This window comes from Pedobacter sp., from assembly GCF_965227205.1.
GTDB lineage: Bacteria > Bacteroidota > Bacteroidia > Sphingobacteriales > Sphingobacteriaceae > Pedobacter.
Genome location: NZ_OZ245727.1, coordinates 3,915,820 through 3,942,327, shown reverse-complemented (window position 1 = coordinate 3,942,327; position 26,508 = coordinate 3,915,820). Strand labels below are relative to the sequence as shown.

The 26,508-nt window shown below is 35.2% G+C and carries 22 protein-coding genes and 1 riboswitch; of the genes, 12 read left to right on the top strand and 10 right to left on the bottom strand.

From position 1 onward, the window contains the following. The first annotated feature begins 22 nt into the window (after window positions 1-22). Window positions 23-1,885 (top strand): tRNA uridine-5-carboxymethylaminomethyl(34) synthesis enzyme MnmG, encoded by a 1,863-nt coding sequence (gene mnmG / locus ACO05K_RS17030; RefSeq protein WP_421945617.1) that lies wholly within the window; start codon window positions 23-25, stop codon window positions 1,883-1,885. Window positions 1,886-2,006: 121 nt separating this feature from the next. Continuing rightward, window positions 2,007-3,650, top strand: coding sequence for an Ig-like domain-containing protein (locus tag ACO05K_RS17025; protein WP_421945616.1), 1,644 nt, complete (start codon window positions 2,007-2,009; stop codon window positions 3,648-3,650). 1 nt (window position 3,651) lies between these two features. On the opposite strand, the gene ACO05K_RS17020 is transcribed toward ACO05K_RS17025, so the two are convergent. Both ACO05K_RS17020 and nadB read right to left on the bottom strand, forming a co-directional pair. Continuing rightward, window positions 3,652-4,167 (bottom strand): gamma carbonic anhydrase family protein, encoded by a 516-nt coding sequence (locus ACO05K_RS17020; RefSeq protein WP_421945615.1) that lies wholly within the window; start codon window positions 4,165-4,167, stop codon window positions 3,652-3,654. Window positions 4,168-4,263: 96 nt separating this feature from the next. Then, entirely contained in the window at window positions 4,264-5,850 is a 1,587-nt protein-coding gene (gene nadB, locus ACO05K_RS17015; protein WP_421945614.1) for an L-aspartate oxidase, read from the bottom strand. A 453-nt stretch (window positions 5,851-6,303) separates the two neighbouring features. Here nadB and nadA point away from each other — a divergent pair, with 453 nt between their 5' ends. From nadA to thiL, 3 genes are all read left to right on the top strand, one after another. Further along, window positions 6,304-7,296, top strand: a complete 993-nt coding sequence (nadA, locus tag ACO05K_RS17010) for a quinolinate synthase NadA (RefSeq protein ID WP_421946306.1) — start codon at window positions 6,304-6,306, stop codon at window positions 7,294-7,296. A gap of 110 nt (window positions 7,297-7,406) precedes the next feature. After that, window positions 7,407-8,636 carry a dicarboxylate/amino acid:cation symporter gene (locus ACO05K_RS17005; protein ID WP_421945613.1) on the top strand — a complete coding sequence of 410 codons (1,230 nt, stop codon included), beginning with the start codon at window positions 7,407-7,409 and terminating at the stop codon, window positions 8,634-8,636. A gap of 84 nt (window positions 8,637-8,720) precedes the next feature. After that, the gene (gene thiL, locus ACO05K_RS17000; RefSeq protein ID WP_421945612.1) at window positions 8,721-9,761 is read left to right on the top strand and encodes a thiamine-phosphate kinase; all 1,041 of its coding nucleotides are present in this window, start codon (window positions 8,721-8,723) and stop codon (window positions 9,759-9,761) included. Window positions 9,762-9,956: 195 nt separating this feature from the next. On the opposite strand, the gene ACO05K_RS16995 is transcribed toward thiL, so the two are convergent. Together ACO05K_RS16995 and ACO05K_RS16990 are read right to left on the bottom strand one after the other, a co-directional pair. Continuing rightward, entirely contained in the window at window positions 9,957-10,259 is a 303-nt protein-coding gene (locus ACO05K_RS16995; protein WP_421945611.1) for a GIY-YIG nuclease family protein, read from the bottom strand. 109 nt (window positions 10,260-10,368) lie between these two features. Further along, window positions 10,369-11,739 (bottom strand): DNA recombination protein RmuC, encoded by a 1,371-nt coding sequence (locus ACO05K_RS16990; RefSeq protein WP_421945610.1) that lies wholly within the window; start codon window positions 11,737-11,739, stop codon window positions 10,369-10,371. A 156-nt stretch (window positions 11,740-11,895) separates the two neighbouring features. Here ACO05K_RS16990 and purU point away from each other — a divergent pair, with 156 nt between their 5' ends. Both purU and ACO05K_RS16980 read left to right on the top strand, forming a co-directional pair. Continuing rightward, window positions 11,896-12,735, top strand: coding sequence for a formyltetrahydrofolate deformylase (purU, locus tag ACO05K_RS16985; RefSeq protein ID WP_421945609.1), 840 nt, complete (start codon window positions 11,896-11,898; stop codon window positions 12,733-12,735). 23 nt (window positions 12,736-12,758) lie between these two features. Beyond that, window positions 12,759-13,349, top strand: coding sequence for a hypothetical protein (locus ACO05K_RS16980; protein ID WP_421945608.1), 591 nt, complete (start codon window positions 12,759-12,761; stop codon window positions 13,347-13,349). Here the strand turns inward: ACO05K_RS16980 and ACO05K_RS16975 are convergent. Then, complete coding sequence (locus ACO05K_RS16975) at window positions 13,346-14,479, bottom strand: NAD(P)/FAD-dependent oxidoreductase (protein WP_421945607.1); 1,134 nt, start codon at window positions 14,477-14,479, stop codon at window positions 13,346-13,348. The genes ACO05K_RS16980 and ACO05K_RS16975 overlap by 4 nt on opposite strands. Before the next feature lie 85 nt (window positions 14,480-14,564). Between ACO05K_RS16975 and ACO05K_RS16970 the strand changes: the two genes are divergently transcribed. After that, window positions 14,565-15,260, top strand: a complete 696-nt coding sequence (locus tag ACO05K_RS16970) for a zinc metallopeptidase (protein ID WP_421946305.1) — start codon at window positions 14,565-14,567, stop codon at window positions 15,258-15,260. A gap of 839 nt (window positions 15,261-16,099) precedes the next feature. Here the strand turns inward: ACO05K_RS16970 and apaG are convergent. Then, complete coding sequence (gene apaG / locus ACO05K_RS16965) at window positions 16,100-16,486, bottom strand: Co2+/Mg2+ efflux protein ApaG (protein WP_421945606.1); 387 nt, start codon at window positions 16,484-16,486, stop codon at window positions 16,100-16,102. 37 nt (window positions 16,487-16,523) lie between these two features. Beyond that, window positions 16,524-17,531 carry a tRNA dihydrouridine synthase DusB gene (gene dusB, locus ACO05K_RS16960; RefSeq protein WP_421945605.1) on the bottom strand — a complete coding sequence of 336 codons (1,008 nt, stop codon included), beginning with the start codon at window positions 17,529-17,531 and terminating at the stop codon, window positions 16,524-16,526. A 43-nt stretch (window positions 17,532-17,574) separates the two neighbouring features. Between dusB and ACO05K_RS16955 the strand changes: the two genes are divergently transcribed. Genes ACO05K_RS16955 through ACO05K_RS16945 form a run of 3 tightly spaced genes read left to right on the top strand, consistent with a single transcriptional unit; the run spans window position 17,575 to window position 19,546 of the window. Next, window positions 17,575-18,501, top strand: coding sequence for a CPBP family intramembrane glutamic endopeptidase (locus ACO05K_RS16955; protein ID WP_421945604.1), 927 nt, complete (start codon window positions 17,575-17,577; stop codon window positions 18,499-18,501). After that, complete coding sequence (locus ACO05K_RS16950) at window positions 18,482-18,688, top strand: putative signal transducing protein (protein ID WP_421945603.1); 207 nt, start codon at window positions 18,482-18,484, stop codon at window positions 18,686-18,688. Before ACO05K_RS16955 ends, ACO05K_RS16950 begins: the two co-directional genes overlap by 20 nt. A 48-nt stretch (window positions 18,689-18,736) precedes the next feature. Then, window positions 18,737-19,546, top strand: a complete 810-nt coding sequence (locus ACO05K_RS16945) for a phosphatidate cytidylyltransferase (protein WP_421945602.1) — start codon at window positions 18,737-18,739, stop codon at window positions 19,544-19,546. Window positions 19,547-19,738: 192 nt separating this feature from the next. Here ACO05K_RS16945 and ACO05K_RS16940 read toward each other — a convergent pair whose 3' ends face one another. The 3 genes from ACO05K_RS16940 to metE all read right to left on the bottom strand — a co-directional run bounded on the left by ACO05K_RS16940 (window position 19,739) and on the right by metE (window position 23,267). Further along, the gene (locus ACO05K_RS16940) at window positions 19,739-20,410 is read right to left on the bottom strand and encodes a class I SAM-dependent methyltransferase (protein WP_421945601.1); all 672 of its coding nucleotides are present in this window, start codon (window positions 20,408-20,410) and stop codon (window positions 19,739-19,741) included. Window positions 20,411-20,478: 68 nt separating this feature from the next. Next, window positions 20,479-20,865, bottom strand: a complete 387-nt coding sequence (locus ACO05K_RS16935; protein WP_421945600.1) for an acyl-CoA thioesterase — start codon at window positions 20,863-20,865, stop codon at window positions 20,479-20,481. A 68-nt stretch (window positions 20,866-20,933) separates the two neighbouring features. Then, window positions 20,934-23,267, bottom strand: a complete 2,334-nt coding sequence (gene metE, locus ACO05K_RS16930) for a 5-methyltetrahydropteroyltriglutamate--homocysteine S-methyltransferase (RefSeq protein ID WP_421945599.1) — start codon at window positions 23,265-23,267, stop codon at window positions 20,934-20,936. Window positions 23,268-23,464: 197 nt separating this feature from the next. Next, a riboswitch (cobalamin riboswitch) is annotated at window positions 23,465-23,661 on the bottom strand. Between the two features lie 192 nt (window positions 23,662-23,853). Between metE and ACO05K_RS16925 the strand changes: the two genes are divergently transcribed. After that, window positions 23,854-26,505, top strand: coding sequence for a M14 family metallopeptidase (locus ACO05K_RS16925; protein ID WP_421945598.1), 2,652 nt, complete (start codon window positions 23,854-23,856; stop codon window positions 26,503-26,505). The last annotated feature ends 3 nt before the right edge of the window (window positions 26,506-26,508 follow it).

Here is a 26,508-nt window from a genome sequence, read left to right as displayed (position 1 = left end):
GAACATTAATAAAAAGATTACGATGTTTTCTAAATATGATTTGATTGTTGTTGGTGCAGGACACGCAGGATGCGAAGCTGCTGCTGCTGCTGCCAACTTAGGATCGAAAGTTTTGCTAATTACCATGAACATGGGAACTATAGCTCAAATGAGCTGTAATCCAGCAATGGGTGGCGTTGCAAAAGGGCAAATTGTGCGTGAGGTTGATGCAATGGGTGGTTATTCTGGTATAATATCAGACAAATCGACCATTCAATTCAGGATGCTTAATAAATCAAAAGGGCCTGCGATGTGGAGTCCAAGAGCGCAAATTGATAGAATGAAGTTTGCTGAAGAATGGAGGTTAGCTTTAGAAAACACGCAAAATCTTGACATGTGGCAAGACAGTGTCGTTGGATTATTAGTTAAGGATAATACCGTTTACGGTGTTAAAACATCTCTAGGAATTGAAATAGAAAGTAAAGCCGTTGTCCTTACAAATGGTACATTTTTAAATGGAATAATCCATATTGGAGAGAAGAAATTCGGAGGCGGTCGTACAGCAGAAAAGTCATCAACAGGTATTACAGAACAGTTGGTAGAACTTGGTATGGAAGCTGGTAGAATGAAAACCGGTACCCCACCCCGAGTTGATGGAAGAAGTTTGGATTATACCAAAATGGAAGAGCAATGGGGAGATAATGATAAAAGCAAATTTTCATTTACAGATACTGTTGTTTCTACAGACCAACGTTGTTGCTGGATAACTTATACGAATAGTGATGTACACGAAACTTTAAAAGAAGGCTTCGAAAAATCACCAATGTTTACTGGTAGAATTAAAGGTTTAGGTCCGAGGTATTGCCCATCTATTGAAGATAAAATCAACAGATTTGCAGAGCGAGACAGACATCAAATATTTGTAGAACCAGAAGGATGGAACACTTGCGAAATTTATGTAAATGGATTTTCAACATCACTTCCAGAAGATGTTCAATTTAAAGCTTTGCGATTAATTCCAGGTTTTGAACAAGCAAAAATGTTTAGACCAGGTTATGCCATAGAGTATGATTTCTTCCCACCTACCCAATTATCTTTAACATTAGAAACCAAACTAATTAATAATTTATTTTTAGCTGGTCAGATAAATGGAACGACAGGTTACGAAGAGGCAGCTTGTCAAGGTTTCATGGCTGGTATAAATGCACATCAAAAAATTAATGATAAGCATGAATTAATCATGAAACGTTCTGAAAGTTACATCGGCGTTTTAATTGATGACTTAGTAACTAAAGGTACCGAAGAGCCATACAGAATGTTTACTTCAAGAGCAGAGCATCGTTTATTATTAAGACAAGACAATGCTGATATTCGCCTCTCTCCTATTGGTCATCAGTTAGGTTTAATTTCTGATGAACGTTTAGAAAAGGTAAATCAAAAAGTTGCAGCTGCTGATGCTTTAGTTAAGTTTACCAGAAACCAGGGAATAGAAATGGGAGATGCTAATCCTATGTTAGAAAGTTTAGGTTCTAGTGCATTAAATCAAAATGTAAAAATTCATAGTTTGATTGGCAGACCACATGTTGGTTTAAAGGATATAATTAAAGTTAGTAAACCTTTGGCTGAAGCAACAAAAGATTTAGACGAAGAAACGATTGAACAAGCCGAAATTAAAATTAAGTATGAAAGCTATTTTGAAAAGGAAAATGAAATTGTAGCGAAAATGCTAAAGATGGAAGACAAAGAAATTAAACCAGATTTTGATTATAATAAAATTGTATCCATTTCAAAAGAGGCCCGAGAAAAATTATTTAAGATAAAACCGAGAACTTTAGGTCAAGCTTCTAGAATTTCAGGTGTTTCTCCATCAGATATATCAGTTTTAATGGTTTATATAAATAAATAACTGATAATCAATAAGTTATCTTAAAAATATTCAGCTTTAAATAAAGCGACAGAATCAAATAAAAAAGTTTTTTAATGTTATTATTCAAAAAACACTAAAAATCTATTAGAACGTTTAAAATATGCCAAATTTAAAACCTCAGTATTTTAACTTAATAATTTTAATTGCGCTCGTGGTAATTTTAGAATTTTTAGGTTGTGCTTCTCCCCAACCCATAACTGGAGGTCCACAAGATAAAATACCGCCGAAGGTTTTAAGTATGACTCCGAAAAATTTAACGAGAAATTTTAATGCTAAAAAAATTGTAATTCAATTTGATGAATATTTTAAAATTGTTGATGAATCTAAGGAATTTTCAATTTCTCCAGAATTAGAGAAAGCTCCAATTTTAAAAATTAAGAAACGAGCTTTAGAAATTTCGATAGCGGATACACTTGAAAAAAATACTACATATACTTTAAACTTTGGTAAGGCAATTGCCGATATAAACGAAAGCAACGTTTTAAAAAACTTCTCTTACGTTTTTTCAACTGGTCCAGAGATTGACTCTTTATCACTTAGTGGAAAAGTAACAAATGGATTTACTGGAGAAGATGAAATGGATGTAACTGTTTTTATTCTTCCTGTAGAACGAGATACACTCTTTGGAAAGAAACGTCCTTCAATTTACACATTAACGGATAGCTCAGGAAACTATAAATTAAACAATTTAAGAAAAGGAAAATATAAAGTTTACGCTTTAAAAGAGATTAAAGGTGGTGGAGATAAAATATATCAGCAAATAACAGATGAAATTGGTTTTTTAAAAGAACCCGTTACCATTGATAAAAATGTAGAGAATATTAATCTTACTGTTTTTAAAGAATTAGCTCCAGAATTTAGAGTTACAGAAAACAAAATAAATACGGATGGTAGCATTAGCTTAAACTTTACACAGCAGCTTAAAAAACCAGAAATAACAGTTACAGACCCACCAGCAATTGATGCTGGGAAAAGAGTTGTATTCAGCAAAAATAACGATACAGCTAAAGTTTGGTTAAATGATTTAAGTTTCGACTCCGTAAAAGTTGCTATAAAAGATGAAGGTAAGATATTGCAAACTGTTAATTTAAGCCGTTCGAAAAGAGATACTTATACAAGAGATTTAACACCAACGGATAATGCAGGAACCGGAAAGCTTAATCCATTTCAACGTTATACATTAAAATTTCCTGTCCCTATAACTGGTGCAGATGCTTCAAAAATTACCTTGTTAGATGATTCTATAAAAAGAACTAATTTTCAGCTAGTAAAGGACAGCACAGATTTCTTGAAATACTATATAACTTTCCCTTGGAAGGCGAAAAGAAATTACGATATAAAGTTTGCAGCTGGTGCTTTTACAGGCATTTTTAACTCCAAAAATAAAGAGTTTACCAAGAAATTCACTTTAGATGCTACAGATAATTATGGAAACCTGGCACTAAATGTTTCCATTCCAGACACAAGTAAAAGCTATATTGTAGAAATTTTAAACGATAAAAAAGCACTGATTAAATCATACGTTATCAGGTCAAATATTAAGCTAAATTTTAATAATTATCCGGCAGCCAAGTATTTAATAAGAGTAGTTTATGATGAAAATAAAAATGGTATTTGGGATACAGGAAATGTAAAATCTGCAATTCAACCTGAAAAAATTTGGTATTCAAAAGATGAGATTTCTTTAAGACCAAACTGGGATATTGAAAATAACTTAGCTATTCCTCCCCCACCAAAAGAATAATTTATGGGTTAGTAAACCAACCAGAATACATGATATAATTATCTGGTAACTTATTCAATAAAGCCTTTTGCTCATCAGTAATTGGCTTTATTTTTTTTGCAGGAGTTCCGGCATAAAGGTAACCACTCTCGCAAATTGTATTTTCTAAAACAACTGATCCTGCAGCAATAATACAATACTCTTCAATTACAGCATTGTCCATTACAATCGCACCCATACCAATTAGTACATTATCCTGAACGGTGCAGCCATGCACAATTGCATTATGCCCAACAGATACCCGATTACCAATATGTGTTGATGCTTTTAAGTACGTAGCATGAATTACTGCACCATCTTGGATGTTAGACTCATTACCAATCGTAATTGCGTTTACATCTCCTCTAATCACCGCATTAAACCAAACAGAACAATTATCACCAATCATTACATCTCCAACAATTGTTGCATTTTCTGCAATAAAGTTATCTTTTCCTATTTCCGGGTATTTATTTTTTACTGGTAGTATTAATGGCATATTTAATTTGTTTCATTTTTTTTAGCTATTTAGTTGTTTTGTTTATATACGGCTGATTTGTAAAGTCTAAAAAACTAACAAACCATAACCAACAAACTAAAATACAGTATCAATTAGTTCCTTAGCATGATCTGGATAATCTGTAGTAAAATGTAATCCTCTACTTTCTTTACGTTGCATAGCAGATTTAATTACCAAATAAGCTGTCTGAATTACATTTCTTAACTCGCATAACTTAACAGAAACCTTGTTTTTCTTATAAAACTCTTCTGTTTCTTGATGAATTAAAAATAATCTTCTGTGGGCTCTTTCTAAACGAAAATCTGAGCGAACAATACCAACATAATCTCCCATAATTTTTTGTAACTCACGAAGATTATGCGTTACTAAAATATCTTCATTACTTTGTGTAACACCTTTAGAATCCCATTCAGGTATATTATCAGGAATTACATTATCCTTAAAATTTTCAATGGCATCCTGATAAATTCTATGCGCAAAAACTGTAGCTTCTAACAAAGAATTTGAAGCTAAACGATTTGCTCCATGTAAACCAGTTGAAGAACATTCTCCACAAGCATAAAGGTTTTTAATAGATGAACGACCATATTCATCAACCAAAATACCACCACACATATAATGAGATGCAGGCGTAACTGGTATATAATCTTTAGTCATATCAATACCAATTGATAAACACTTTGCATAAATATTAGGGAAATGCTTTAAAATATCAGCTTTCTTCCGCATGGTAATGTCTAGAAAAACAAAATCATCACCAGATTTTTTCATTTCATTATCTACAGCTCTTGCAACGATATCACGAGGTGCTAAAGATTTACGTTCATCATATTCTTGCATAAATTCCTCGCCATTTTTACGACGAAGTACACCTCCAAAACCACGAACAGCTTCAGAAATTAAGAAAGAAGGATACTCTCCTGGATGATATAAAGCGGTTGGATGGAACTGAATAAACTCCATATTCCTAACTTTTCCTTTAGCACGATAAACCATTGCCATACCATCGCCGGTAGCAATTACTGGATTTGTTGTAGCAGAATATACATGTCCGGCACCACCAGAAGCCATAACCGTTATGTTTGCCACAATCTTTTCCACATCGTTAAGCTCTGTGTTAAAGGCATATATACCGTAACAGTTAATATCTTCGGTACGTTTATCAACAAACTCACCAAGGTGGTGCTGGGTAATTAACTCCAATGCAAAGTAGTGTGTTAATATCTCTATGTTAGGATTCTCGTGAATTTCTTGTAGTAAAACACGTTCAATTTCGTAACCTGTGATGTCTTTATAGTGCAATACACGGTGTTCTGAATGGCCACCTTCTTTAGCTAAATCATAAAAACCAGAGTTGTCTTTATCGAAGTTTATACCATAATCGATAATCTCTTGAATACGCTGAGGTCCCTCTTTTACAACGATTTCCACAATATTTTTATCGCATAAACCATCGCCCGCAATCAGTGTATCTTCTATATGTTTTTCAAAAGAATCATCTTTATCAACAACAACAGCAACACCACCTTGAGCGTATTTTGTATTCGACTCGTCTTCGTTAGATTTTGTAACAATTAAAACCTTACCAAACTTTGCAGCTTTAAGTGCAAAACTCAAACCCGCTATACCTGAACCAATTACCAGAAAATCAACCTTTCTCATTAATAAAAACTTTTACTTTATCCACTATGTTAACAAATATTGAATAAGTGTTAACTCTATGTCTAAATTATGCTAACAAATAAATTTGAATGTTTAAAGCTACTCTAAAAAGACAATTTGCCACAATCTTTTACCCAATTTTTAAGCACCTTTGTACAAGTAACTAACTTTTCACACACTTATAAACAATTAACATTCCAATATTGATAAAATTTAAGGCTGTTTTAGATCATGCTGAAAATCAATCTTATGATATTACAAAAATGTAATCTAAATGTTAGTAAACGATTAACAACTTATCTAAAAGAATAATTTTACGAAACTTGCCAACAATACTAACACACTAATAAACAAACAAGATTTATTTATTTAAAATAACTTATTAATTATTGAAGTGTGGAAACTGCTATCTTTGAGCAAGCTTCAAAACCAAATAAAAAATTGTTAAAGATGATGGATACCTTAGAAGAAATAAATATCAAAGGATTTGTTGAGGAAGATATTGACCCGACACTTGATTTATTTGCAGAAATAGAAAAATTAAAAAAAGAGAAAAATGCGATTATTCTGGCTCATTATTATCAAGAGCCTGATATTCAGGATATAGCAGATTATATTGGAGATAGTTTAGGCTTATCTCAGGAAGCAGCTAAAACAGATGCAGATGTAATTGTATTTGCAGGAGTGCATTTTATGGCAGAAACTGCAAAGATTTTATCACCAAATAAAAAGGTTTTATTACCTGATGTAAAGGCTGGATGTTCGTTGGCGGATAGTTGTCCACCACATTTGTTTAGAAAGTTTAAGGAGAAATATCCTGATCATCTGGTAATTACCTATGTAAATTGTACAGCTGAGTTGAAGGCTTTAAGTGATATTGTTTGTACCAGCACTAATGCAGTTCAAATTGTAGAAAGTTTACCTAAAGACCAGAAAATTATTTTTGGTCCGGATAGAAATTTGGGAGCTTATGTTGCCAAGAAAACTGGTAGAGATTTAGTTTTATGGAATGGAGCATGTATGGTTCATGAGATTTTTTCTCAGGAAAAAATTACAAAACTAAAAGAACGCCATCCGAATGCTAAATTTATTGCACATCCGGAATGTGAAGAAGTGGTTTTGAATATGGCGGATTACGTTGGTTCTACCACAGGACTTTTGAAATATGCAATCAGTAATCCGGCTACAGAATTTATCGTGGCAACTGAAAGTGGAATTATCCACCAGATGGAAAAAGCTTGTCCGGATAAAACATTTATTCCGGCGCCGCCGAATAATAGTTGTGCATGTAACGATTGCCCATACATGAAGCGAAATACTTTAGAAAAACTATATTTATGTATTAAAAATTGTTCTCCAGAAGTAACTGTGCCTGAACATATTATAGAGCAAGCTCGTAAACCAATTCAAAGAATGTTGGATATTTCAGCAGAATTAGGATTGTAATAAAGAAAGTCGTCATTGCGAGGCACGAAGCAATCGTAAAGCTTTGGGTTTTATGAATAGCGAACGTTGTAGGATTGCTTCGTACCTCGCAATGACGGAAAAATAATGATATGAAAATAACAGAAATTCTAAAAAACTATTCTGGCTTGCTTTGGCTGCTACTCGGTATAACCGTTGGTAGTATTGTTGGTTTAATTTTTGGGAAAAGTGTTGAAAGTATAAAACCACTAGGTGATATATTTTTGAATTTGTTATTTACAGCAGTAATTCCATTGGTATTTTTTGCAGTTTCTTCTGCAATCGCGAATATTGATAGATCAAAAAAACTAGGAAAACTGCTCACCATTATGGTACTTGTTTTCTTATCAACAGTGTTGATTTCTGCGTTATTAACCTTAGTAGCAACATGGATTTTTCCTATTCATCAGGAACTTGGAAATAATACTTTACCGTTAGAGAACGAGAAAATTCAATCATTTGGAGAGCAGATGACACAACTTTTAACAGTTGGTGAATTTTATGAAATAGGTAGTCGTAAAAACATGCTTGCATTAATTATCTTCTCCGTTTTAGTTGGATTTTCAACTTTATATTCTGGAAAAGAAGGTGATGGTTTTAAGAACTTTTTAGTTTCAGGAAATGAAGTAATGAAAAAGCTTATCATCCTGATAATGAAGTTAGGACCAATCGGTTTAGGTGCTTATTTTGCATATCAGGTTGGTGTATTCGGACCGCAACTTTTTGGTACTTATGCTAAAGCTTTAGGATTGTATTATGGTGTTGGTGCATTTTATTTTATCGTATTTTTTACCTTATTCGCATTTATTGCCGGAGGTTTTAAGGCTATAAAAGTATTTTGGAAAAATAATATTGTGCCATCACTAACGTCAGTTGGAACGTGTAGCAGTATTGCAACTATACCTGCAAATCTCGAAGGTGCCAGAAAAATGGGTGTTCCGGCTTATATTACAAATGTTACTATCCCGTTAGGTTCAACCTTGCATAAAGATGGATCAAGTATAAGTTCAATAGTTAAAATAGCGGTTGTTTTTGCAATCTTTGGTAAAGATTTAACAAGTATTGATACCATTCTTTTGGCTTTAGGAATTACTGTTTTGGTAAGTATTGTTGAAGGCGGAATACCAAATGGAGGTTATATTGGCGAGTTATTAATGATTTCGGCCTATCAACTGCCGCCCGAAGCTTTACCACCGGCAATGATAATTGGTACATTGGTAGATCCGATGGCTACTTTATTAAATGCTACGGGAGACAACGTAGCTGCTATGTTAATAGCCAGATTTACAGAAGGTAAAAACTGGATGGAAAGTAATAGTTAAGTTCACATAGCTGAATTTATTTCAGTAGCACTAAAAAAAAAATAAAATCGGGGGCTTCGCCCTTTTATTGCAAAAAGTAAAAATATGTTTGAAAATAAAGAACGCACAGATATAAACGAATTAGGTGAATTTGGCTTAATTAAGCACTTAACAACTAATTTTAAAATAAAAAATGAATACTCGGTAAAAGGAATAGGAGATGATGCTGCAGTTTTAGATGCAAAAGGAAAACAAACCTTAATTTCAACAGATTTATTGTTGGAAGGCATTCATTTCGATTTGGCTTATGTGCCTTTAATGCATTTGGGCTACAAAGCTGTTCAGGTAAATTTGAGCGATATCTATGCAATGAACGGTAAAGCAAGCCAAATTACTGTTTCAATAGGTTTATCAAGCAAATTCCCTTTAGAGGCTGTTGAAGAAATTTATAAAGGTATTGAGTTGGCTTGTAATAAGTACAATATCGATTTAATCGGTGGCGATACATCGTCAAGTAAACAAGGTTTGGTAATCAGCGTTACAAGTATTGGTTATGTTGATGCTGATAAAGTTGTGTACAGAAATGGCGCACAGGAGAATGATTTACTTTGTGTTTCTGGCGATTTAGGTGGCGCTTATGTAGGCTTACAAATCTTAGAAAGAGAAAAATTAATCTACCTTGAAAATCCGCAAATTCAGCCAGATTTGGAAGGAAAAGATTATATCATCGAAAGACAGTTAAAACCGGAGGCAAGGATGGATATTGTAGCTTTACTAGAGGATATGAATATTAAACCTACTTCGATGATTGATGTTTCGGATGGTTTAGCTTCTGAAATTTTACATCTTGCAACGCAAAGCGATAAAGGAATTACTATATACGAGGAAAAAATTCCGCTAGACCCAATGACTTATGAAACTGCCCGCGAGTTAGGATTAGATCCAACAGTTTGTGCTTTAAGTGGTGGTGAAGATTATGAATTATTGTTTACCATCAGTCAGGATGACTACAAAAAACTGAAACACGATGTAGATATAACCGTTATCGGTCATGTTACAGATAAGAATTCAGGCTGTAAAATGGTTTCAAAATCAGATAATGTACACGAGTTGAAAGCACAAGGCTGGAATGCTTTTAATAAGTAGAAAAGATATTTATACGCTATGCTTTGTCATTCAGAGCATAGCGATGAATCTGTATCAGATTTGCACTGAATTAGTACAAGCACCGAACGATGTGTTGTGGTTACATTAACGTTAGTTTTTCATCGCTTGGAGATTCCTCGTACCTCGGAATGACAAACAGTTGAGAATGACTTTTTGATTAAGAATAGTCTTAAATTATTCGACGATGAAAATACTATCATTAAAAAAAATCCAATGTGGATTTTCAAGTTCGATTAATGCATTCTTTTTAGCTCGACTCCAACCTTTTATTTCTTTTTCTCTTTCAATAGCATGTTCAATGTATTGGTGTCTTTCAAAAAAGATAAGATAATGACAATTGTACTTTTTAGTGAATGAAAATTTATTTTTGCCTTCAATATGTTGTTGTAACCTAATTGCTAAATCATTAGTGACACCGGTATAAATTACCGTTCTACTTTTATTTGTTAAGATATAAACAAAATAATTGTGGCTCATGATGTTGTTAATTTAGATTACTAACTTTTGCTTCGTGCCTCGCAAAGACGAATTTTCATATTATTCCTCCTTTTTCTATCGGTTGATGTCCTCACCGAACGAAACAAGCTTACTCATCTTCTAAATACTTCCCATCAATTTGCTTTGTCGCTTTAGCCCCAAGTTTTTTTATTTTTTCTGAGGTATTTACCAGATTTCCAGAACCGTCTGATAGTTTATTTATGGCTTTATCATATGCATCCTGGCCATTTTTGATGTGTTTACCTATAGATTCCATATCCGAAATAAAGCCGACAAACTTATCGTACATACTACCACTTAACCTGGCAATTTCGAGCACGTTTCTATTCTGTCTTTCCTGTATCCACATACTTGCAATAGTGCGTAGAGTTGCCAACAAAGTTGATGGACTAACAATAACCACTTTTCTATCCCATGCAAAATTGAAAAGTTCTGCATCTTTTTGAACCGCAATACTAAAAGAGGATTCTATCGGTACAAATAGCAGCACAAAATCGGGAGAATTGATTTTATACAAATCCTGATAGTTTTTTGCAGACAATTCCTGAATGTGATTCTTAATCGAAGCTAAATGCTGTTTTACATAGCCTTCACGCTCTTCATCAGTTTCTGCCGATACAGAACGCTCATAAGCCACCAAACTCACCTTAGCATCAACCACAAGATGTTTACCATCTGGCAAATCAATAACCACATCCGGTTGGTAGCGACCGCCTTCGGCGGATACTAGCGAAGCTTGAATGCGATATTCCTGATCTCGAACCAAACCCGAGCGTTCTAAAACCTTTTCTAAAATAACCTCTCCCCAATTTCCTTGCTTTTTACTATCGCCTTTCAAGGCTTTGGTTAAGTTATTAGCATCTTCCTGTATTAATTTACTCTGTATTTGAAGTTCAGAAATTACGCCCTTTAAAATGTTTCGTTCATCAGATTCGGCTTTGTAAACCTTTTCAACTTTTTCCTCAAAAGCCTTTATGTTTTCTTTCAACGGATTTAAAATCAAATCTAAATTTGTTCTGTTCTGTTCAACAAAACGGATGGATTTCTCCTCTAAAATTTTATTGGCAATCAGCTCAAAATCTTTGTTAAATTTCTCTTGACTTTGCTCCAAACTTGCTTTTTGGTCTGCAAGCTTTTCCTTTTCTGCCTGATAGAAAGAACGTGTTCCTTCTAGTTCTCGGTTCGCATCGGCTAATCTATCACGTTCTATTTGCAATTCATCTATTAATCGCTGTTGTTCTTGCTTTAGTAATGTGGTGATGTGTTCTTTTTCTGTTGATAAATTAGAAGCACGTTCATCAGCCTTAGCCAGGCTAATTTTTAATACTTCGTTTTCAGATTTTAATTTTTCAAAGTCCTCAACAGAAATTAAGGATATTCCAGATTGTGGTTTCTTTAGAAATAATAGCACTAAAACAATCAAAATAACAATTAGCAACGCAATACCAGCAACTTCCATAATGATAATTTTTTTAGTAAAAATCGAAATATAAAACTGTTTTACCAAAATAATTTGCTTTGATCCATTTAATATTTGATGATCTTTTGCTTTTAAAAATTCTTAATCTGCTAATCTGTGGCTTACTTTTATTATTATTGATTTTCAGAATTAATAATGAGCGAATTAACAATCTTAATTTCTTGTCCAGATAAAGTTGGCTTGGTAACAAACATTACCCGTGTTTTAGCGGCGCACCAGCTAAATATCGTAGCCATGCGAGAATTTGTTGATGAAGCAAACAAAGCTTTTTTTACTCGTATCGCTTGCACCGGAGATTTAGATGAACCAAAAAAATTAGAAGAAAAACTGCTCGAAAATTTACCAGATTCTTCTGAAGTAAGCTTGATAAATCACGCAGAGAAGCAAATTGCTGTTTTGGTCACAAAAGAATATCATTGCCTTGCAGAAATTCTGGTAAAAAATCAATTTAAAACACTCGGAGCAAATGTTAAGTGCGTAATTGGCAATTATGAAGGCTTAAAAGATTTTACAGAAAGTTTAGGTATTCCGTATCATTACATTTCTCACGAGAACAAGGATAAAAGCACTTTTGAAGCAGAAGTTAAAGAAGTTATCAATCAGTTTGAAGTTGATTACATTGTTTTGGCAAAGTTCATGAGAATTTTATCACCAGATTTTGTAAAGGACTACGCAGGAAAAATAATAAATATCCATCACTCATTTTTGCCAGCATTTATTGGTGCAAATCCTTATAAACAAGCTTTTGAACGTGGTGTAAAAATTATTGGTGCAACAGCTCATTTCGTTACTGATAATTTAGATGAAGGTCCGATAATTACCCAACACACAACGCATGTCGATCATAATTTTGGGGTAAAGGAAATGGTTAGAGCCGGAAAAGAAATTGAGAAAAAAGTACTTTTAGAAGCACTGGAACTAATCTTTGAAAACCGGGTTTTTGTAAGCGGAAATAAAACGATTGTGTTTAAATAGATGATATGAGTTGTAAATTTCTAATGTTTATACTATTTTTTCCATCAATTCTTCTTGCACAAGAAAGGCAGGAAATTAAGGTTTTTGGAGTTACTACAGTAAGCTTAAATGTTTTTTATTTAAATATTAAGAAAGACAAAAACATCATTGAAGTTTCTTACAAAATTCAGGATAGTTTGTCTTCAAAGGTAAAATATGATAAGGATTACATTGCTTTAAACAATGGACCGAAATCATATATTTATGAAGAAAGTACAGGAGCGGTTAGCCAAAAATATCTTGACAGATTGGGAGAAATATTTAAGCAATATTACATTTATACAAAAGACAGCCTACAGCTTTCTATTAATAAATATGAAGCATATTCGAACTTGATTAGTGATGTTATAAAATTTTCTAAAGGAAAGATACCAGAAGATACAAGATCAATTCTTGATGGAACCTCACTCAAAATTGATATTATTGAAGGAAATATCACAAATACAATTCAATTAAATTCGCCAGATAAAGAATACAGTCCACTTATAGCTAAATTTATAACCGAAACATTTGATCTTTTTAGAAAAGGAAAAAATGATAAATACCTCACTCAAAAAAGAACATCAGGATATTAACTTTTCAAAACCAAATCAGCAACATCAGCTCCGGTTTGGCTACCCATAGCAACGCCCATACCATTACACCTAACTGCACAGAAAACATTTGATGTGGTTTCAGTTATTATTGGCGAGAGATTTTTTCCAAAAGCCATAATACCACTCCATTGATAATCTATTTCAAAATCAACACTTGTTAAAATAACTTCCTTTAATAGATTATATAAAGTATCCTGAACTTTCGCTGTTAAGCCTAACTCAGTTGTTTCTTCTGTTTTAAAATCGAGATTTCTTCCGCCACCGAGTAAAATTCTATCATTAATATTTCTGAAATAATAATAACCTTTATCATAATGAAAAGTACCGGCAATTTTTAAATTTTTAATCGGCTTGGTAACCAAAACCTGTCCTCTACCGGGTATTACATCTAAACCAGGAATCAATTTATTAACGAAAGCATTTGTAGTTACAATTACCTTATCGCCCCTAAAATTGCCTTGCCTCGTTTTTACAAAAGGTCTGTTTTCGTCAGTCGAAATTTCCTCAACTTCGCAACTATTAAAAATAGAAATACCCAATTGCTGGGCGTATTGAATCAGAGCAAACATCATTTTACCAGTATCTATTTGGGCTTCATATCGGTTTTCTATAATACTTTCTACACCATTAAAACCAAAGGTTTTTATCTTACTGTTATTTACTTTAAATGCTTCAGAACCAATTATTGGCTGTATTAATTTGTTGTAATGTTCAATTTTAACTACACAATCAGTAGACAAAATTTTATCATCGGGCTTGAATAATTCAAAACCACCTAATTGTTTATAATCAATTATATCATCGCCTAAAATGCCTCTTAATTTTTGCAATCCTTTCCAGCGTTTTTCGATTAAATCAGCAAGTGCACCAGTACCGCAAATACTTTCTTGTTCTATCAGTTCAGAAATGCTTCCAAAGCAAGCAAAACCAGCATTTTTTGTGCTTGCACCTGATGGCAAAAAGCCGCTTTCTAATATCGCTATTTTTAATTTCGGTGATGATGTTTTAAGATGAATAGCCGCATTTAAACCCACAATTCCGCTTCCAACAATAATTATATCAAAATCAAAAAAAGAAGTTTTTTCCCAGTAAGAGAATTGATTATTCATATTTAAAAATAGCACAAAAATGTTGGTTTTTAATATGGGATCGCTTTTTGATATATCAGTAAACGAAAAACATACACAAAAGAAAATGGGAGTTTATTTAATATTAATCGTCCCGGTATTATTGCTGAGCATGTTTGTGCAATGGCGATTTAGGAACAAATTTTCTAAATACGCAGAGATGCAATTAAGCTCAGGTTTATCGGGGAAGGAAGTGGCAGAAAGGATGTTGCATGATAATGGAATATTCGATGTGAAGGTGATGAGTACCGAAGGACAGTTAACAGATCATTATAATCCGGCAGATAGAACCGTAAATTTAAGTACCGATGTTTACTACAGCCGTAGCGTTGCAGCGGCAGCAGTAGCCGCACACGAATGTGGTCATGCAGTGCAACATGCAAAATCATATACGTGGCTAAATTTGCGCAGTACAATGGTTCCGGTGGTTAGTATATCATCGAATTTATTGCAATGGGTACTATTAATTGGAGTAATGCTGATGGTTTTTGCCGTGACACCAATCGTATTAGCAATTGGAGTTGTAGGTTTAGCATTGGTTACCATATTTAGTATTGTAACCTTACCAGTCGAATTTGACGCCAGCAATCGTGCTTTAGCCTGGTTAAAAAACAATCAAGGCGTAATGCAAACGCAAGAAGAAAATACGCAAGCAAAAGATGCTTTGTGGTGGGCCGCAATGACATATGTTGTAGCAGCCATTGGTGCATTGGCCAATTTACTTTATTACGCGTCAATGCTTTTTGGCAGAAGTAGAGATTAAGATATTTTCATCTACTTATGAAAATTGAAAAGCGGTTCGGAATTAATTTTTCGGCCGCTTTCGCATTGAAAGAACCTTTCATTTAGTGACATTGAATATTTTAAACTTTGAGGGGAACTCCCCTCCTTTTTAAGGAGCGTGTAATCCCGATTATTCGGGAGGTGGGGGGTGGTTTTTGCCTGATAGTTATTTTAAAATTAAATTTTTTGAAGCGCAAAACCTGTGGTGCTTCGGTTAATTCAGTCCCGCCAATACTTCAATCTTTTGGCAAAACTTACAAAGTCTCTGCTTGAATGTACCTTAATAGACTTCGTAAGTTTGGTAAGCCAAAAGTATTTCCGTTTATGTCGGGGCTATTTTACAAAAGTGGTAGTACTTCGTGTTTCTAACGCCGACTATTTAGTAAAACATTAGAGTTTAAAAATATGAGGGGAACTCCCCTCCTTTTTTCAAGGAGGGGTTGGGGGTGGTTCTATTTAAAAACCTGCTACAAACTTATTTTAACTCTACTATATTTAATCATGGTTTTAAATTTAGCTTCGCTGAACGTCCAAAGAATTAGCTTCGCTGAGCACTACGTGGTTCTCGGCTTCGCTCGAAATGACGGGCAGGGATGTCACCAACTATACCGTCATTTCGACTTTATGGAGAAATCTTTTAAAGTTATTTGAGCTACTGGTTTTAACACTTAGATAAGCAGGCCCAGCCTTTGAAAAACAGACCTTTGTTCTTCAAACCCGATAGAGCTAAATAGCCCGGAGCGAGGTACGAGGCGAGGACTATAAGCGATAGCGGGACTTTCGGCCGCCAAATACCCCAAAACTTTGTTTTACAAAAAATTAATTTAATCTGTAAGGTGCAATCAATTGAAATTCGGGAATTTCTACCTCAAACTCGGCATCATCAACCAAACGGTTCATTAAATAGGTGCCTTGCATGCTACCCATATCGGTTTTTAAATTACAACCCGAAACATAAACATGGCTTTCGCCTGGCTGAATAATGGGTTGCAAACCAACAACACCTTCGCCTTCAACTTCTCGGCGACTGCTGTTTGAATCGAAAATAAACCATTGGCGACGCATCAGCTGAACAGGATAATCGGAAAGATTTGAGATTTCTATGCGGTAAGCGAACATAAAATGTTCATTCGCCGGATTTGAATATTCCGGTTGATAAATGGTTTCTACTGAAACTTTAACGCCTTCTGTAATTGCTGTAACCATGATGATTGTAACGAATATAAGAAAAGCCTTTCAAAAATCAAGCCATTACGCTAGCGCTATCGTAGTCGGCAAATTTTTCTGCCACTTCGTCTAAAATACCGTGAATGTTCGCATAATCTGGCTCCGAAACCAAGCGCATTCTGTAAGGTTTAAAATCTGGCAAGCCTTTAAAATAATTTGAATAATGACGGCGCATTTCGAAAATTCCGGTTTTTGGACCTTTCCATTCAATAGATTTATCTAAATGTGTGCGACAAACGTTTATGCGTTCTTCAATTGTTGGGCCGGCCAAATGCTCGCCGGTTTTAAAGAAATGCTTCACTTCGCGAAAAATCCATGGATAACCAATCGCAGCACGACCGATCATAATTCCATCAACTTCGTATTCCATTCGCCAGTTTGCTGCTTTCTCAGGGCTATCTACATCCCCATTTCCAAAAATTGGAATTTTAATGCGTGGATTGCGTTTAATTTCTCTAATTAAAGACCAATCTGCTTCGCCTTTATAAAGTTGTGCCCTGGTTCTACCGTGAATGGTTAATGCCTGTATTCCAACATCTTGAAGTCGCTCAGCAACTTCATAAACGTTTTTACTATCATCATCCCAACCCAAACGTGTTTTTACAGTTACTGGCAAGTGCGAAGCTTTAACAACAGCCTCAGTCATTTTTACCATTTTGTCAATATCGCGAAGCAAGCTAGAACCTGCGCCTTTGCAAACCACATTTTTAACCGGACAGCCATAGTTAATATCAACCAAGTCAGGATTTGCGGCCGAAGCAATTTCTGAGGCTTCACGCATGTGTTCGATATCACCACCGAAAATCTGAATTCCTATTGGGCGTTCGTATTCAAAAATATCGAGTTTTTGAAGGCTTTTTGCGGCATCGCGAATTAAACCTTCAGAAGAAATAAATTCTGTGTACATTAAATCTGCACCGTTTTGCTTACATACATAACGGAATGGCGGATCGCTTACATCTTCCATTGGAGCAAGCAATAATGGGAATTCACCTAAATCTATATTTCCTATCTTAACAGACATTTTCTATCTTCAACGATTAATAAAACATACAAAGGTACAAATAATGAATGTTGTAACACCTAAGAAGGAAGAAATCAGCCCTTTCCTACAATTACTTTTACTTTTAGCTTACGCGATTATAGGTGGTATTGTATTTTCGATTTTATCTGTAGCAGTCATTTTCCTAATACATGGCATGGCTATAATTAAAGATTTTGCCTTAATTACCTCCGGAGATCCAAAATATACAGATGCATTAAAAATTTTACAAATCGGTACATCAATCGGCATGTTTATTTTGCCGCCAATTGCCCTTGCATTAACAAACGGAATAAAAACATCTGTTTTTTATGGCTTTAGAAAGCCAAGTATTTTGTTGCTACTTTTGGTATCAGCTATTATGATTGTTTCTATGCCTTTAATGGAATGGACAGCCATCTGGAATCAAAAAATGAGCTTTCCACCAAGTTTGAAGTGGATAGAAGACTGGATGAAAGAAAGCGAAGAAGCAGCAATGAAAATGACGATTCAATTGTTAACCGTAAGAAACAATTGGGATTTTGTTGTAAACCTGGTAATGATTGCCGTTATACCTGCCATAGGCGAAGAACTAATGTTTCGTGGTGGGGTACAACGCTCAATTAATAATATGTTTGGAAATCACCATGCGGCAATATGGATTTCTGCAATTATTTTCAGCACCATACACATGCAATTTTATGGTTTTGTACCACGAATGCTTTTGGGTGCAGGTTTTGGATATTTATACTACTACAGTGGAAGCATTTGGTATGCAATGTTAGCGCACTTTTTAAATAACGCTTACGCGGTTTGCGTTTCGTTATACTTGCAAAAAAATAATATTCCGTTAAATAAAGCTGATGAGCCTTTAGGTTTTCCGTGGTATGGCTATTTAATTAGTGCAATAATTACCATAGCTTTGTTTAAATTTTTTAAAGATACAGCACAACGTGAGCGAAAACTGGGTTAAAGTATACACAACCGGCGATGCATTTGCAGCCGAAGTATTAAAGCAAGGATTAATAGAAGAAGACATTCCTGCGGTTGTAATAAACAAACAACTATCTGCTTACAATATTGGCGAAATTAATGTTTTGGTAAGCAAGGCCGATTTCGATAAAGCCATTGAATATATTGTTAAAAATGAAATTGAATAAGGTTTTGCAAGTCTTTCATTATCTATCTACCATTTTCCACCATACATTATGAAAACCAGAGCAATAACAGCCTTCTTTTTTACAATTGTAATGCTTGGTTCCATCTTTTTGGGCTCTTATACTTTTTCGGCTTTTTACCTTATTCTAAGCGTACTTTCTTTATTCGAATTTTATAAATTAATTAAAAATTCTGGTATTCGTCCGCATAGAAACATTGGTTTGGCTGCCGGCGCTTTAATATTTTTAATGGCTGCAGGCTTGCATTATTTGCAGTACGATGTTAAATATCTTTTGCTTTGTATTCCGTTAATATTCTCAGTTTTTATAACCGAATTATACAAGAAAAACAAGATTCCTTTTGCCAACATTTCCTACACTTTTGTCGGTTTTGTTTACGTAACCATTCCGTTTTGTTTTTTTCACGCTTTGGGTTTTCTACGCGATTGGAATAATTACGATTTTCACTTACCATTAGCTTTTCTGTTAATGCTTTGGGCAAACGATACCGGAGCGTATATGTTCGGCGTTAAGTACGGAAAGCGCAAATTGTTCGAGCGCCACTCGCCTAAAAAAAGTTGGGAAGGTTTTTTTGGTGGAATGTTTACCAGTGCATTAGTTGCTTATGGTTTGTCGTTTTTATTCACCGAAAATACACCAGTTGTTTGGGTTGGTATGGCAATTTTAATTGCAAGTTTTGGCACCTTGGGCGATTTGGTAGAATCTATGTTGAAACGTAGTTTGGATACCAAAGATAGCGGCGGTTTGCTGCCCGGACATGGCGGCTTGCTCGATAGATTTGATGGCTTACTCCTTGCAGCACCAGTTGTTTACGCTTATTTATACCTGATTTTGTATTAAAATTTGAAAAGCCACTGAAGTACAATAGAACTTCCTTCAGTCCGGCTTTTTGCTACAATCTTTTAAAAACTTCTGTCATGCTGAGGTACGAAGCATCTGTTTCATCTATTGCAGACGACCGCGATTCATCGTTACTGCAATTTTAAAAGGATTTTCGCTTCAATCTGGTTTATTTAACCCAATTCTGTGCTCCTATTTAATGGCAAAAGTCGAAACCACGTAATAATCGCGATTAACTTTAAAGCCTGTATTACTTTGAATTTCTTCGTTTTTCTGCTCCGATTTTATAACATCAAATGCAGCATCTTTTAAAACTTTATGTGTTTTTTGTTCATCATAAAGTTCGAAACCAAATTTGGTAAAAGGCAAAGTTTTCATAAAGGTTTTATCTGCAAAAGAAATAACTAATAAACCTTCAGGTTTTAAAACCCGCTTAATTTCTTCAAGATATTGAATAGGATTTTGCCAGAAATAAATGGTGTTTACGGTAAATATTTTATCAAAAAATTTATTGTCGAAAGGTAATGTTGAGCCATTTGTTAAATGAAAAGAAGCTTGGTTTTTTTCAATAAAAGAAGCATTAATTTTCTCCGCCTCGGCAATAATGGTTTTAGAAATATCTGCTCCGAAATAAGTCAGATTTTCTGCAAGTCCTAAAATATCAGCAACATGAGCTGCATTACCATGACCAATCTCTAAAACAACATCATGCGGTTTGAGCTGCAAAGCATCAATTGCACTTTTCGTCATCCCGATATTGCTCACGTTCATCATTTCTCCGGTTTTTACACCGTATTCTCCATCAGGGCAACTTAGTTGGCGGGCAATTTCCTTTAAATGTTCTTCGGGTATTTCATTTTCCATAATGCAATTTAATCAGATAAATGGAACAAAACCTTACATCATTCTCAAAAATTCTTACAAAATATTATCTATTTAATTACCTGAACAGGTTTCTTATTATCATCAATGGCAACAAAAGTAAAATCTCCATGAACCGCTAATTCTCTACCTTCGGCATACATTTGTTCTATATAAATTTCAACATTAACTTTTAAACTTGTATTGCCAACTTTAGTAACCTGTCCAATTAATTCAATTATCGTTCCGGCAGGAATAGATTTTTTAAAATCGATTCTATCGCTACTTACAGTTACCATAATTTGTCGGCTAAAACGTGTTGCAGTTATAAATGCAACCTCATCCATAAGGTGCATTGCTGTACCACCGAATAGTGTATCGTAATGATTTGTTGTATTCGGAAAAACGGCTTTGAATATACTTGTTTTTGATGCTTGTATTCTTTCTTCTAGGGTCATGATTGGGGTTTAAAATATTGCCACGGAAACACGGATTTTAGTTTTTATGCTTCCGCGGCAAAAATAATTTAATTAATAAGATTCTCTTCGGCTAAAACGTTTTCCGTTTTACGCATTTCTTTAGCCGCTTCAACCATTTCGATTAATGCTTTTTTGGTTTCATCCCAACCACGGGTTTTTAAACCACAATCAGGGTTTACCCAAAGCTGTGCGGATGGAATAACCGCTTTCGCTTTTTTAAGCAGCGTTATCATTTCTTCCCGTTTAGGCACTCTTGGCGAATGTATATCGTAAACACCTGGACCAATTTCGTTCGGATATTTAAAATCGGCAAAGGCATCTAACAATTCCATTTGCGAGCGAGATGTCTCGATGGTAATTACATCGGCATCCATATCCGCAATGTTTTGAATAATATCGTTAAATTCAGAATAGCACATGTGCGTATGAATCTGCGTTTCATCCTGAACACCGCTTGCAGAAATTTTAAATGCATCAACCGCCCAGTTTAGGTATTCTTGCCAATCCGCTTTGCGTAAAGGCAAACCTTCTCTAATTGCAGGTTCATCAATCTGGATAATTTTAATTCCGGCTTTTTCTAAATCGCAAACTTCATCTCTAATGGCTAAAGCAATTTGTTTACAAGTAACCGAACGTGGCTGATCGTTACGCACAAACGACCATTGCAAAATCGTCACTGGGCCGGTTAACATGCCCTTCATATGCCTTTCTGTAAGAGATTGAGCGTAAGAAGTCCATTTTACAGTCATCGCTTCCGGACGAGAAACATCGCCAAAAATTATTGGTGGCTTTACACAACGAGAGCCATAGCTTTGAACCCAGCCGTTTTTTGAAAAGGCAAAACCATCCAGCTGTTCGCCGAAATATTCTACCATATCGTTACGCTCAAATTCTCCATGAACCAACACATCCAAATCAATTTCTTCCTGCCATTTTACAGCTTTTGCAGTTTCTTCGGCAATAAGCGTATTGTATTCTTCTTCTGAAAAAGTACCGTTTTTGAACTTCGCTCTCCAGCTTCTAACTTCTGTTGTTTGCGGAAAAGAACCAATTGTAGTTGTTGCGTATTGCGGCAAATTAAGCACCTGTTGCTTAATTTTTCTAGTCGAAAACTCGCTCAAACGGTCAGAATCTTGAGGTTTTAGTGCAGAAACCCTTTGCTTAACTTCAGAGTTATGAATTAACGAAGAACTTTTTCTATTAGCGATGGCTGTTTTATTTGCTTCGAATTTTTGCAGGGTAGATGCAGGGTTTTCGTTTGTAGCTAGTTTTTTAAGTATTACAATTTCATCAACTTTTTGCTTCGCGAAGGCAAGCCATTGTTTTACTTCAGCAGAAAGATTTTTTTCGTTCGTTTCGTTGTCTAAATCAACAGGAGCATGAATTAAAGAGCACGAAGATGAAACCCAGATTCTATCAGAACCGATTTTTTCTACTGCATTGTTTATAGTTTTTAATGAGGATTCAAAATCATTTTTCCAGATATTTCTGCCATCTACTAAGCCAAGTGAAAGAATAGTTTTTTCGTTTAAACTTTCTAAAACTTCGTTTAATTGTAGTGGTGCTCTTACTAAATCAACATGTAAAACATCAACAGGTAAAGAAGTTGTTAAGGATAAATTATTACCTAAACCTTCAAAATATGTTGCCAGAATAATTTTTAATCGAGGGAAAGCTTTTCTGATTTGTTTGTAAGCATAATCGAAAGCTTGTTTTTCCTTTTCAGATAAATCGAGTGTTAAAAATGGTTCATCAAACTGAACATACTCAACATCTAAAGCAGTTAAACGCGTTAAAATATCTAAATAAACGGGTAAAAGATTTTTAATTAAATCGATTTTTTCGAAACCGGCTTCTTTTTCTTTTCCCAATAAAAGATAAGATACAGGGCCGATTAAAACCGGCTTAGTTGTAATACCAATTTGTTTGGCCTCATAAAACTCATCAATTATTTTTGTTGAAAAAAGTTTAAAAGGTTGGTCTTTGTAAAATTCTGGTACAATGTAATGGTAATTGGTATCGAACCATTTAGTCATTTCCATCGCAACCACATCAAGTCCATGTTTTTGATAACCCCTGGCCATAGCAAAATATAAATCCAGTTCAGAATTTCCCTTTTTAAGGATAACCTCGTTGTAACGTTGGGGAATTGCACCAAAACTTAACGAATGATCGAGTACATGATCATAAAATGAAAAATCGTTAGAAGGAATTAAATCTATTCCTGCTGATTTTTGAAGTTGCCAGTTTTCGTGGCGAATGTTTTTTCCAACCTGCAATACATTTTTGTAGCCGGTTTTATCTGCCCAATAATTTTCGCAGATTCTTTTCAATTCTCGTTGGCTACCAATTCGCGGGTAACCCAGATTTTGCGTTAGCATTTCTTTTAAAGATTAAGTAAATAAATCGTTTAAAAGCTCTTTTGGCAATATTTTGCAATACGAAAGTTAAAAAACTAAAAGGAGAGATGCGGACACAACAAAACCACTTAACGGCCAGTTTGGCTTAAAGAAAAGCGAATAAAATTTAATTTATTGTTGTAAATCGAACCTGACCAATGGCTTTATAACGCGAAAGCATCGTCAATTCGATATGGGCAGGTCTCCTGACTTATTCCCGATTTTATCGCCTTCCCATACTTTTGTACAGTGGCATTAATGATAAAACCGTTGCCTTTTTACAGGCAGAATTTACAGTTGCGCGACAGCTCGTGATTTGCACACGATTCCCTATTAACTCCAGCATTACCCGGAGACCAACATCGGTTGATGAAAAAATAAAGTTAAGAACTTACATCAACAGCAAATGTATGCATTAACAACGAGGAAAGGAAGCTGTAAATTAAGTAACAAATTTACAGCAGAGAATTTAAAGCGGCTTTTCTCATTATATTTGATATAACCAACCAAACTTTCTTAAATTATGATAAAAAACTACTTTAAAAAGCTGTGTTTTGCTTTTTTAATTTTGAGTAGCTCCACGGCTATTGCTCAAGAAGTGCCAAGCCCTAAAAGCCATTTCGGATTTGATATCGGCGATGATTACCAGCTTGCAAACTACACTCAAACCGAAGCTTATTTTAAAAAACTTGCTGAGACATCGAAAAGGGTTAAACTTGTAGATATTGGCAAAACCGAAGAAGGCAGAAGCCAGTACATGCTTGTTGTAAGTTCTCCAGAGAACTTAACAAAACTTGATAGATATAAAGAAATTTCGCAGCAGTTAGCGCATGCAGAGCTATCGAAAGAACAAGCAAAAGCACTAGCACAAGAAGGTAAAGCTGTAGTTTGGATAGATGGTGGTTTGCATGCAACTGAGGTTGTTGGGGCGCATCAGCTTATTCAAACGGCTTATGAATTTGCTTCGAAAACGGATGCTGAAACGTTAAGGATTTTAGATAATGTGATTATTCTTTTTACCCACGCAAATCCGGATGGGCAAGAGCTTGTAAGCGATTGGTATATGCGAGAGAAAGACCCGAAAAAAAGAACAACTTCGGGTTTACCAAGACTTTATGAAAAATATGCCGGACATGATAATAACCGCGATTTTTTCATGCTTAACTTAAAGGAAACTCAAAACATGGGGCGTCAGCTTTTTGTAGAGTGGCTGCCTCAAATTATGTATAACCATCACCAAGCTGGTCCTGCCGGAACTGTCGTTGCCGGTCCGCCATACCGCGATCCTTTTAACTATGTTTTCGATGCTACAATTTTAACCAGCTTAGACGCAGTTGGCGCAGCAATGCATAACCGTATGAATGTGGAAAACAAGCCTGGTTACACGCAACGTGGCGGTTCTGTTTTTTCTACCTGGTATAACGGAGGTTTGCGCACCACAACTTATTTCCATAATATGATTGGCTTGTTAACAGAAATTGTGGGCAGTCCAACGCCTTCTGAAATTCCTTTGGTTCCTTCCAGATTATTACCTAACGGAGATTCGCCAAATCCCATTACACCACGCAAATGGTTTTTTAAAAATTCGATAGATTATTCCGTTTCGTTAAACTATGCTGTTTTAGGTTATGCACAGCGTTATCGTGATGAATTATTGTTTAACATTTACCAAATGGGCAGAAACTCTATCGAAAGAGGTAAAAAAGATTATTGGGCTTTCTCTCCGAAAAAAATTGATGCAATAAATGCTGCTGCAAAAACTCAAACAGCTTCTGTTGGTGAGTTTGGCAGAAGAGCAGTTAGCCAAAAAGCTTTTGATACGGTAATGACCGCACCTGCTAATCGTGATGCCCGAGGTTACATTTTATCTGCAGAGCAGCCGGATTTTAATTCAGCAATTAAGTTTTTAAATGCGCTGATTAGAACAGGTATTTTAGTTCAGAAAGCTACAGCGCCATTTACTGTTGAAGGTAAGAAATATCCTACCGGAAGTTATGTTGTTAAAACCGATCAGGCATTCCGTCCGCACGTTTTGGATATGTTTGAGCCACAAGATCACCCTAACGATTTTAAATACGAAGGGGCCGCACCTACAGCGCCTTACGATGCTGCTGGCTGGACATTGGCTTACATGATGAACGTTAAATTTGATAGGTTTCAAAATGATTTTACAGGCCCGTTTGAAAGAATTCCTTTTGGACAATTATTAAAGCCTGAAAATAAAATCCCTTCAGGTTCAAATTATGTTTTAAGTGCTTCGCAAAATGATTCTTACGTTGCGGTTAACGATCTTTTAAAAGCAAAGGCTGATGTTTATCGCTCAACAGAAAATGGTGACTTTTATGTTTCTGCTTCTGGCAATGCAAAGAGCATTTTAGAAAAGGCTAATGTAAAATTGAAATCGGCTTCAGCGCCAAACAATAAGGTAAAAATTAATCCGGGCAGAATAGCTATTTGGGATACTTATGGTGGCTCTATGGCTTCGGGTTGGGTACGTTGGATGATGGAGCAATACCATTACAATGCTACAATTATCTATCCGCAAGATATTGATGCAGGAAATTTAAAATCGAAGTATGATGTAATTTTATTTGTGGGTGGTGCAATACCAGCATTACCAAACGCAGGTGCTTCAGGTCGCGGTGGTGGTGGTTTTGGTGCGCAGGCAGCTCAAAATGTTCCTGAAGAATATAAAAAGCAAACCGGAAGAATTACGCCTGATAAATCAATTCCTCAGATTAAAAAATTCTTGGAAGATGGTGGAAATGTAATCACAATTGGATCGAGTACAAATCTCGCTTATCATTTAGGATTACCTGTTCGTAATGCAATGGTGGAAATTGTTAACGGCACAGAAAAAAGACTTCCTGACGAGAAATATTATGTTCCGGGAAGTGTATTAAATGTTGAGGTTGATAATAATCAATCTGCTAACTGGGGCATGGAAAAAAAAGCCGATGTTTATTTTGACAACAGTCCGGTTTTTAAACTTACTGGCGATGCTATTGCAAATGGAAAAATAATACCTTTAATGTGGTTTAATTCTGCAACGCCTTTACGTAGCGGCTGGGCTTGGGGACAAGCTTATTTGCAAGATGGCGTAACTGCTTTCGAAGCAAAAATTGGTAAAGGAAAGCTCTTGGCTTTTGGTCCGGAGGTTGCATTTAGAGCGCAAACACACGGAACTTTTAAACTGCTGTTTAATCAGCTTTACAAATAAAAC

Excerpts from the sequence above, each read along its gene's own strand:
- ACO05K_RS16940 (WP_421945601.1), bottom strand. The coding sequence starts at position 20,410 with ATGGAAAATGAAATACCCGAAGAACATTTAAAGGAAATTGCCCGCCAA.
- nadA (WP_421946306.1), top strand. The coding sequence starts at position 6,304 with ATGGATACCTTAGAAGAAATAAATATCAAAGGATTTGTTGAGGAAGAT.
- metE (WP_421945599.1), bottom strand. The coding sequence starts at position 23,267 with ATGCTAACGCAAAATCTGGGTTACCCGCGAATTGGTAGCCAACGAGAA.
- mnmG (WP_421945617.1), top strand. The coding sequence starts at position 23 with ATGTTTTCTAAATATGATTTGATTGTTGTTGGTGCAGGACACGCAGGA.
- purU (WP_421945609.1), top strand. The coding sequence starts at position 11,896 with ATGAGCGAATTAACAATCTTAATTTCTTGTCCAGATAAAGTTGGCTTG.
- ACO05K_RS16970 (WP_421946305.1), top strand. The coding sequence starts at position 14,565 with ATGGGAGTTTATTTAATATTAATCGTCCCGGTATTATTGCTGAGCATG.
- ACO05K_RS17025 (WP_421945616.1), top strand. The coding sequence starts at position 2,007 with ATGCCAAATTTAAAACCTCAGTATTTTAACTTAATAATTTTAATTGCG.
- nadB (WP_421945614.1), bottom strand. The coding sequence starts at position 5,850 with ATGAGAAAGGTTGATTTTCTGGTAATTGGTTCAGGTATAGCGGGTTTG.
- ACO05K_RS16980 (WP_421945608.1), top strand. The coding sequence starts at position 12,759 with ATGTTTATACTATTTTTTCCATCAATTCTTCTTGCACAAGAAAGGCAG.
- dusB (WP_421945605.1), bottom strand. The coding sequence starts at position 17,531 with ATGTCTGTTAAGATAGGAAATATAGATTTAGGTGAATTCCCATTATTG.
- ACO05K_RS16945 (WP_421945602.1), top strand. The coding sequence starts at position 18,737 with ATGAAAACCAGAGCAATAACAGCCTTCTTTTTTACAATTGTAATGCTT.
- apaG (WP_421945606.1), bottom strand. The coding sequence starts at position 16,486 with ATGGTTACAGCAATTACAGAAGGCGTTAAAGTTTCAGTAGAAACCATT.
- ACO05K_RS16990 (WP_421945610.1), bottom strand. The coding sequence starts at position 11,739 with ATGGAAGTTGCTGGTATTGCGTTGCTAATTGTTATTTTGATTGTTTTA.
- ACO05K_RS17020 (WP_421945615.1), bottom strand. The coding sequence starts at position 4,167 with ATGCCATTAATACTACCAGTAAAAAATAAATACCCGGAAATAGGAAAA.
- thiL (WP_421945612.1), top strand. The coding sequence starts at position 8,721 with ATGTTTGAAAATAAAGAACGCACAGATATAAACGAATTAGGTGAATTT.
- ACO05K_RS16935 (WP_421945600.1), bottom strand. The coding sequence starts at position 20,865 with ATGACCCTAGAAGAAAGAATACAAGCATCAAAAACAAGTATATTCAAA.
- ACO05K_RS16955 (WP_421945604.1), top strand. The coding sequence starts at position 17,575 with ATGAATGTTGTAACACCTAAGAAGGAAGAAATCAGCCCTTTCCTACAA.
- ACO05K_RS17005 (WP_421945613.1), top strand. The coding sequence starts at position 7,407 with ATGAAAATAACAGAAATTCTAAAAAACTATTCTGGCTTGCTTTGGCTG.
- ACO05K_RS16995 (WP_421945611.1), bottom strand. The coding sequence starts at position 10,259 with ATGAGCCACAATTATTTTGTTTATATCTTAACAAATAAAAGTAGAACG.
- ACO05K_RS16975 (WP_421945607.1), bottom strand. The coding sequence starts at position 14,479 with ATGAATAATCAATTCTCTTACTGGGAAAAAACTTCTTTTTTTGATTTT.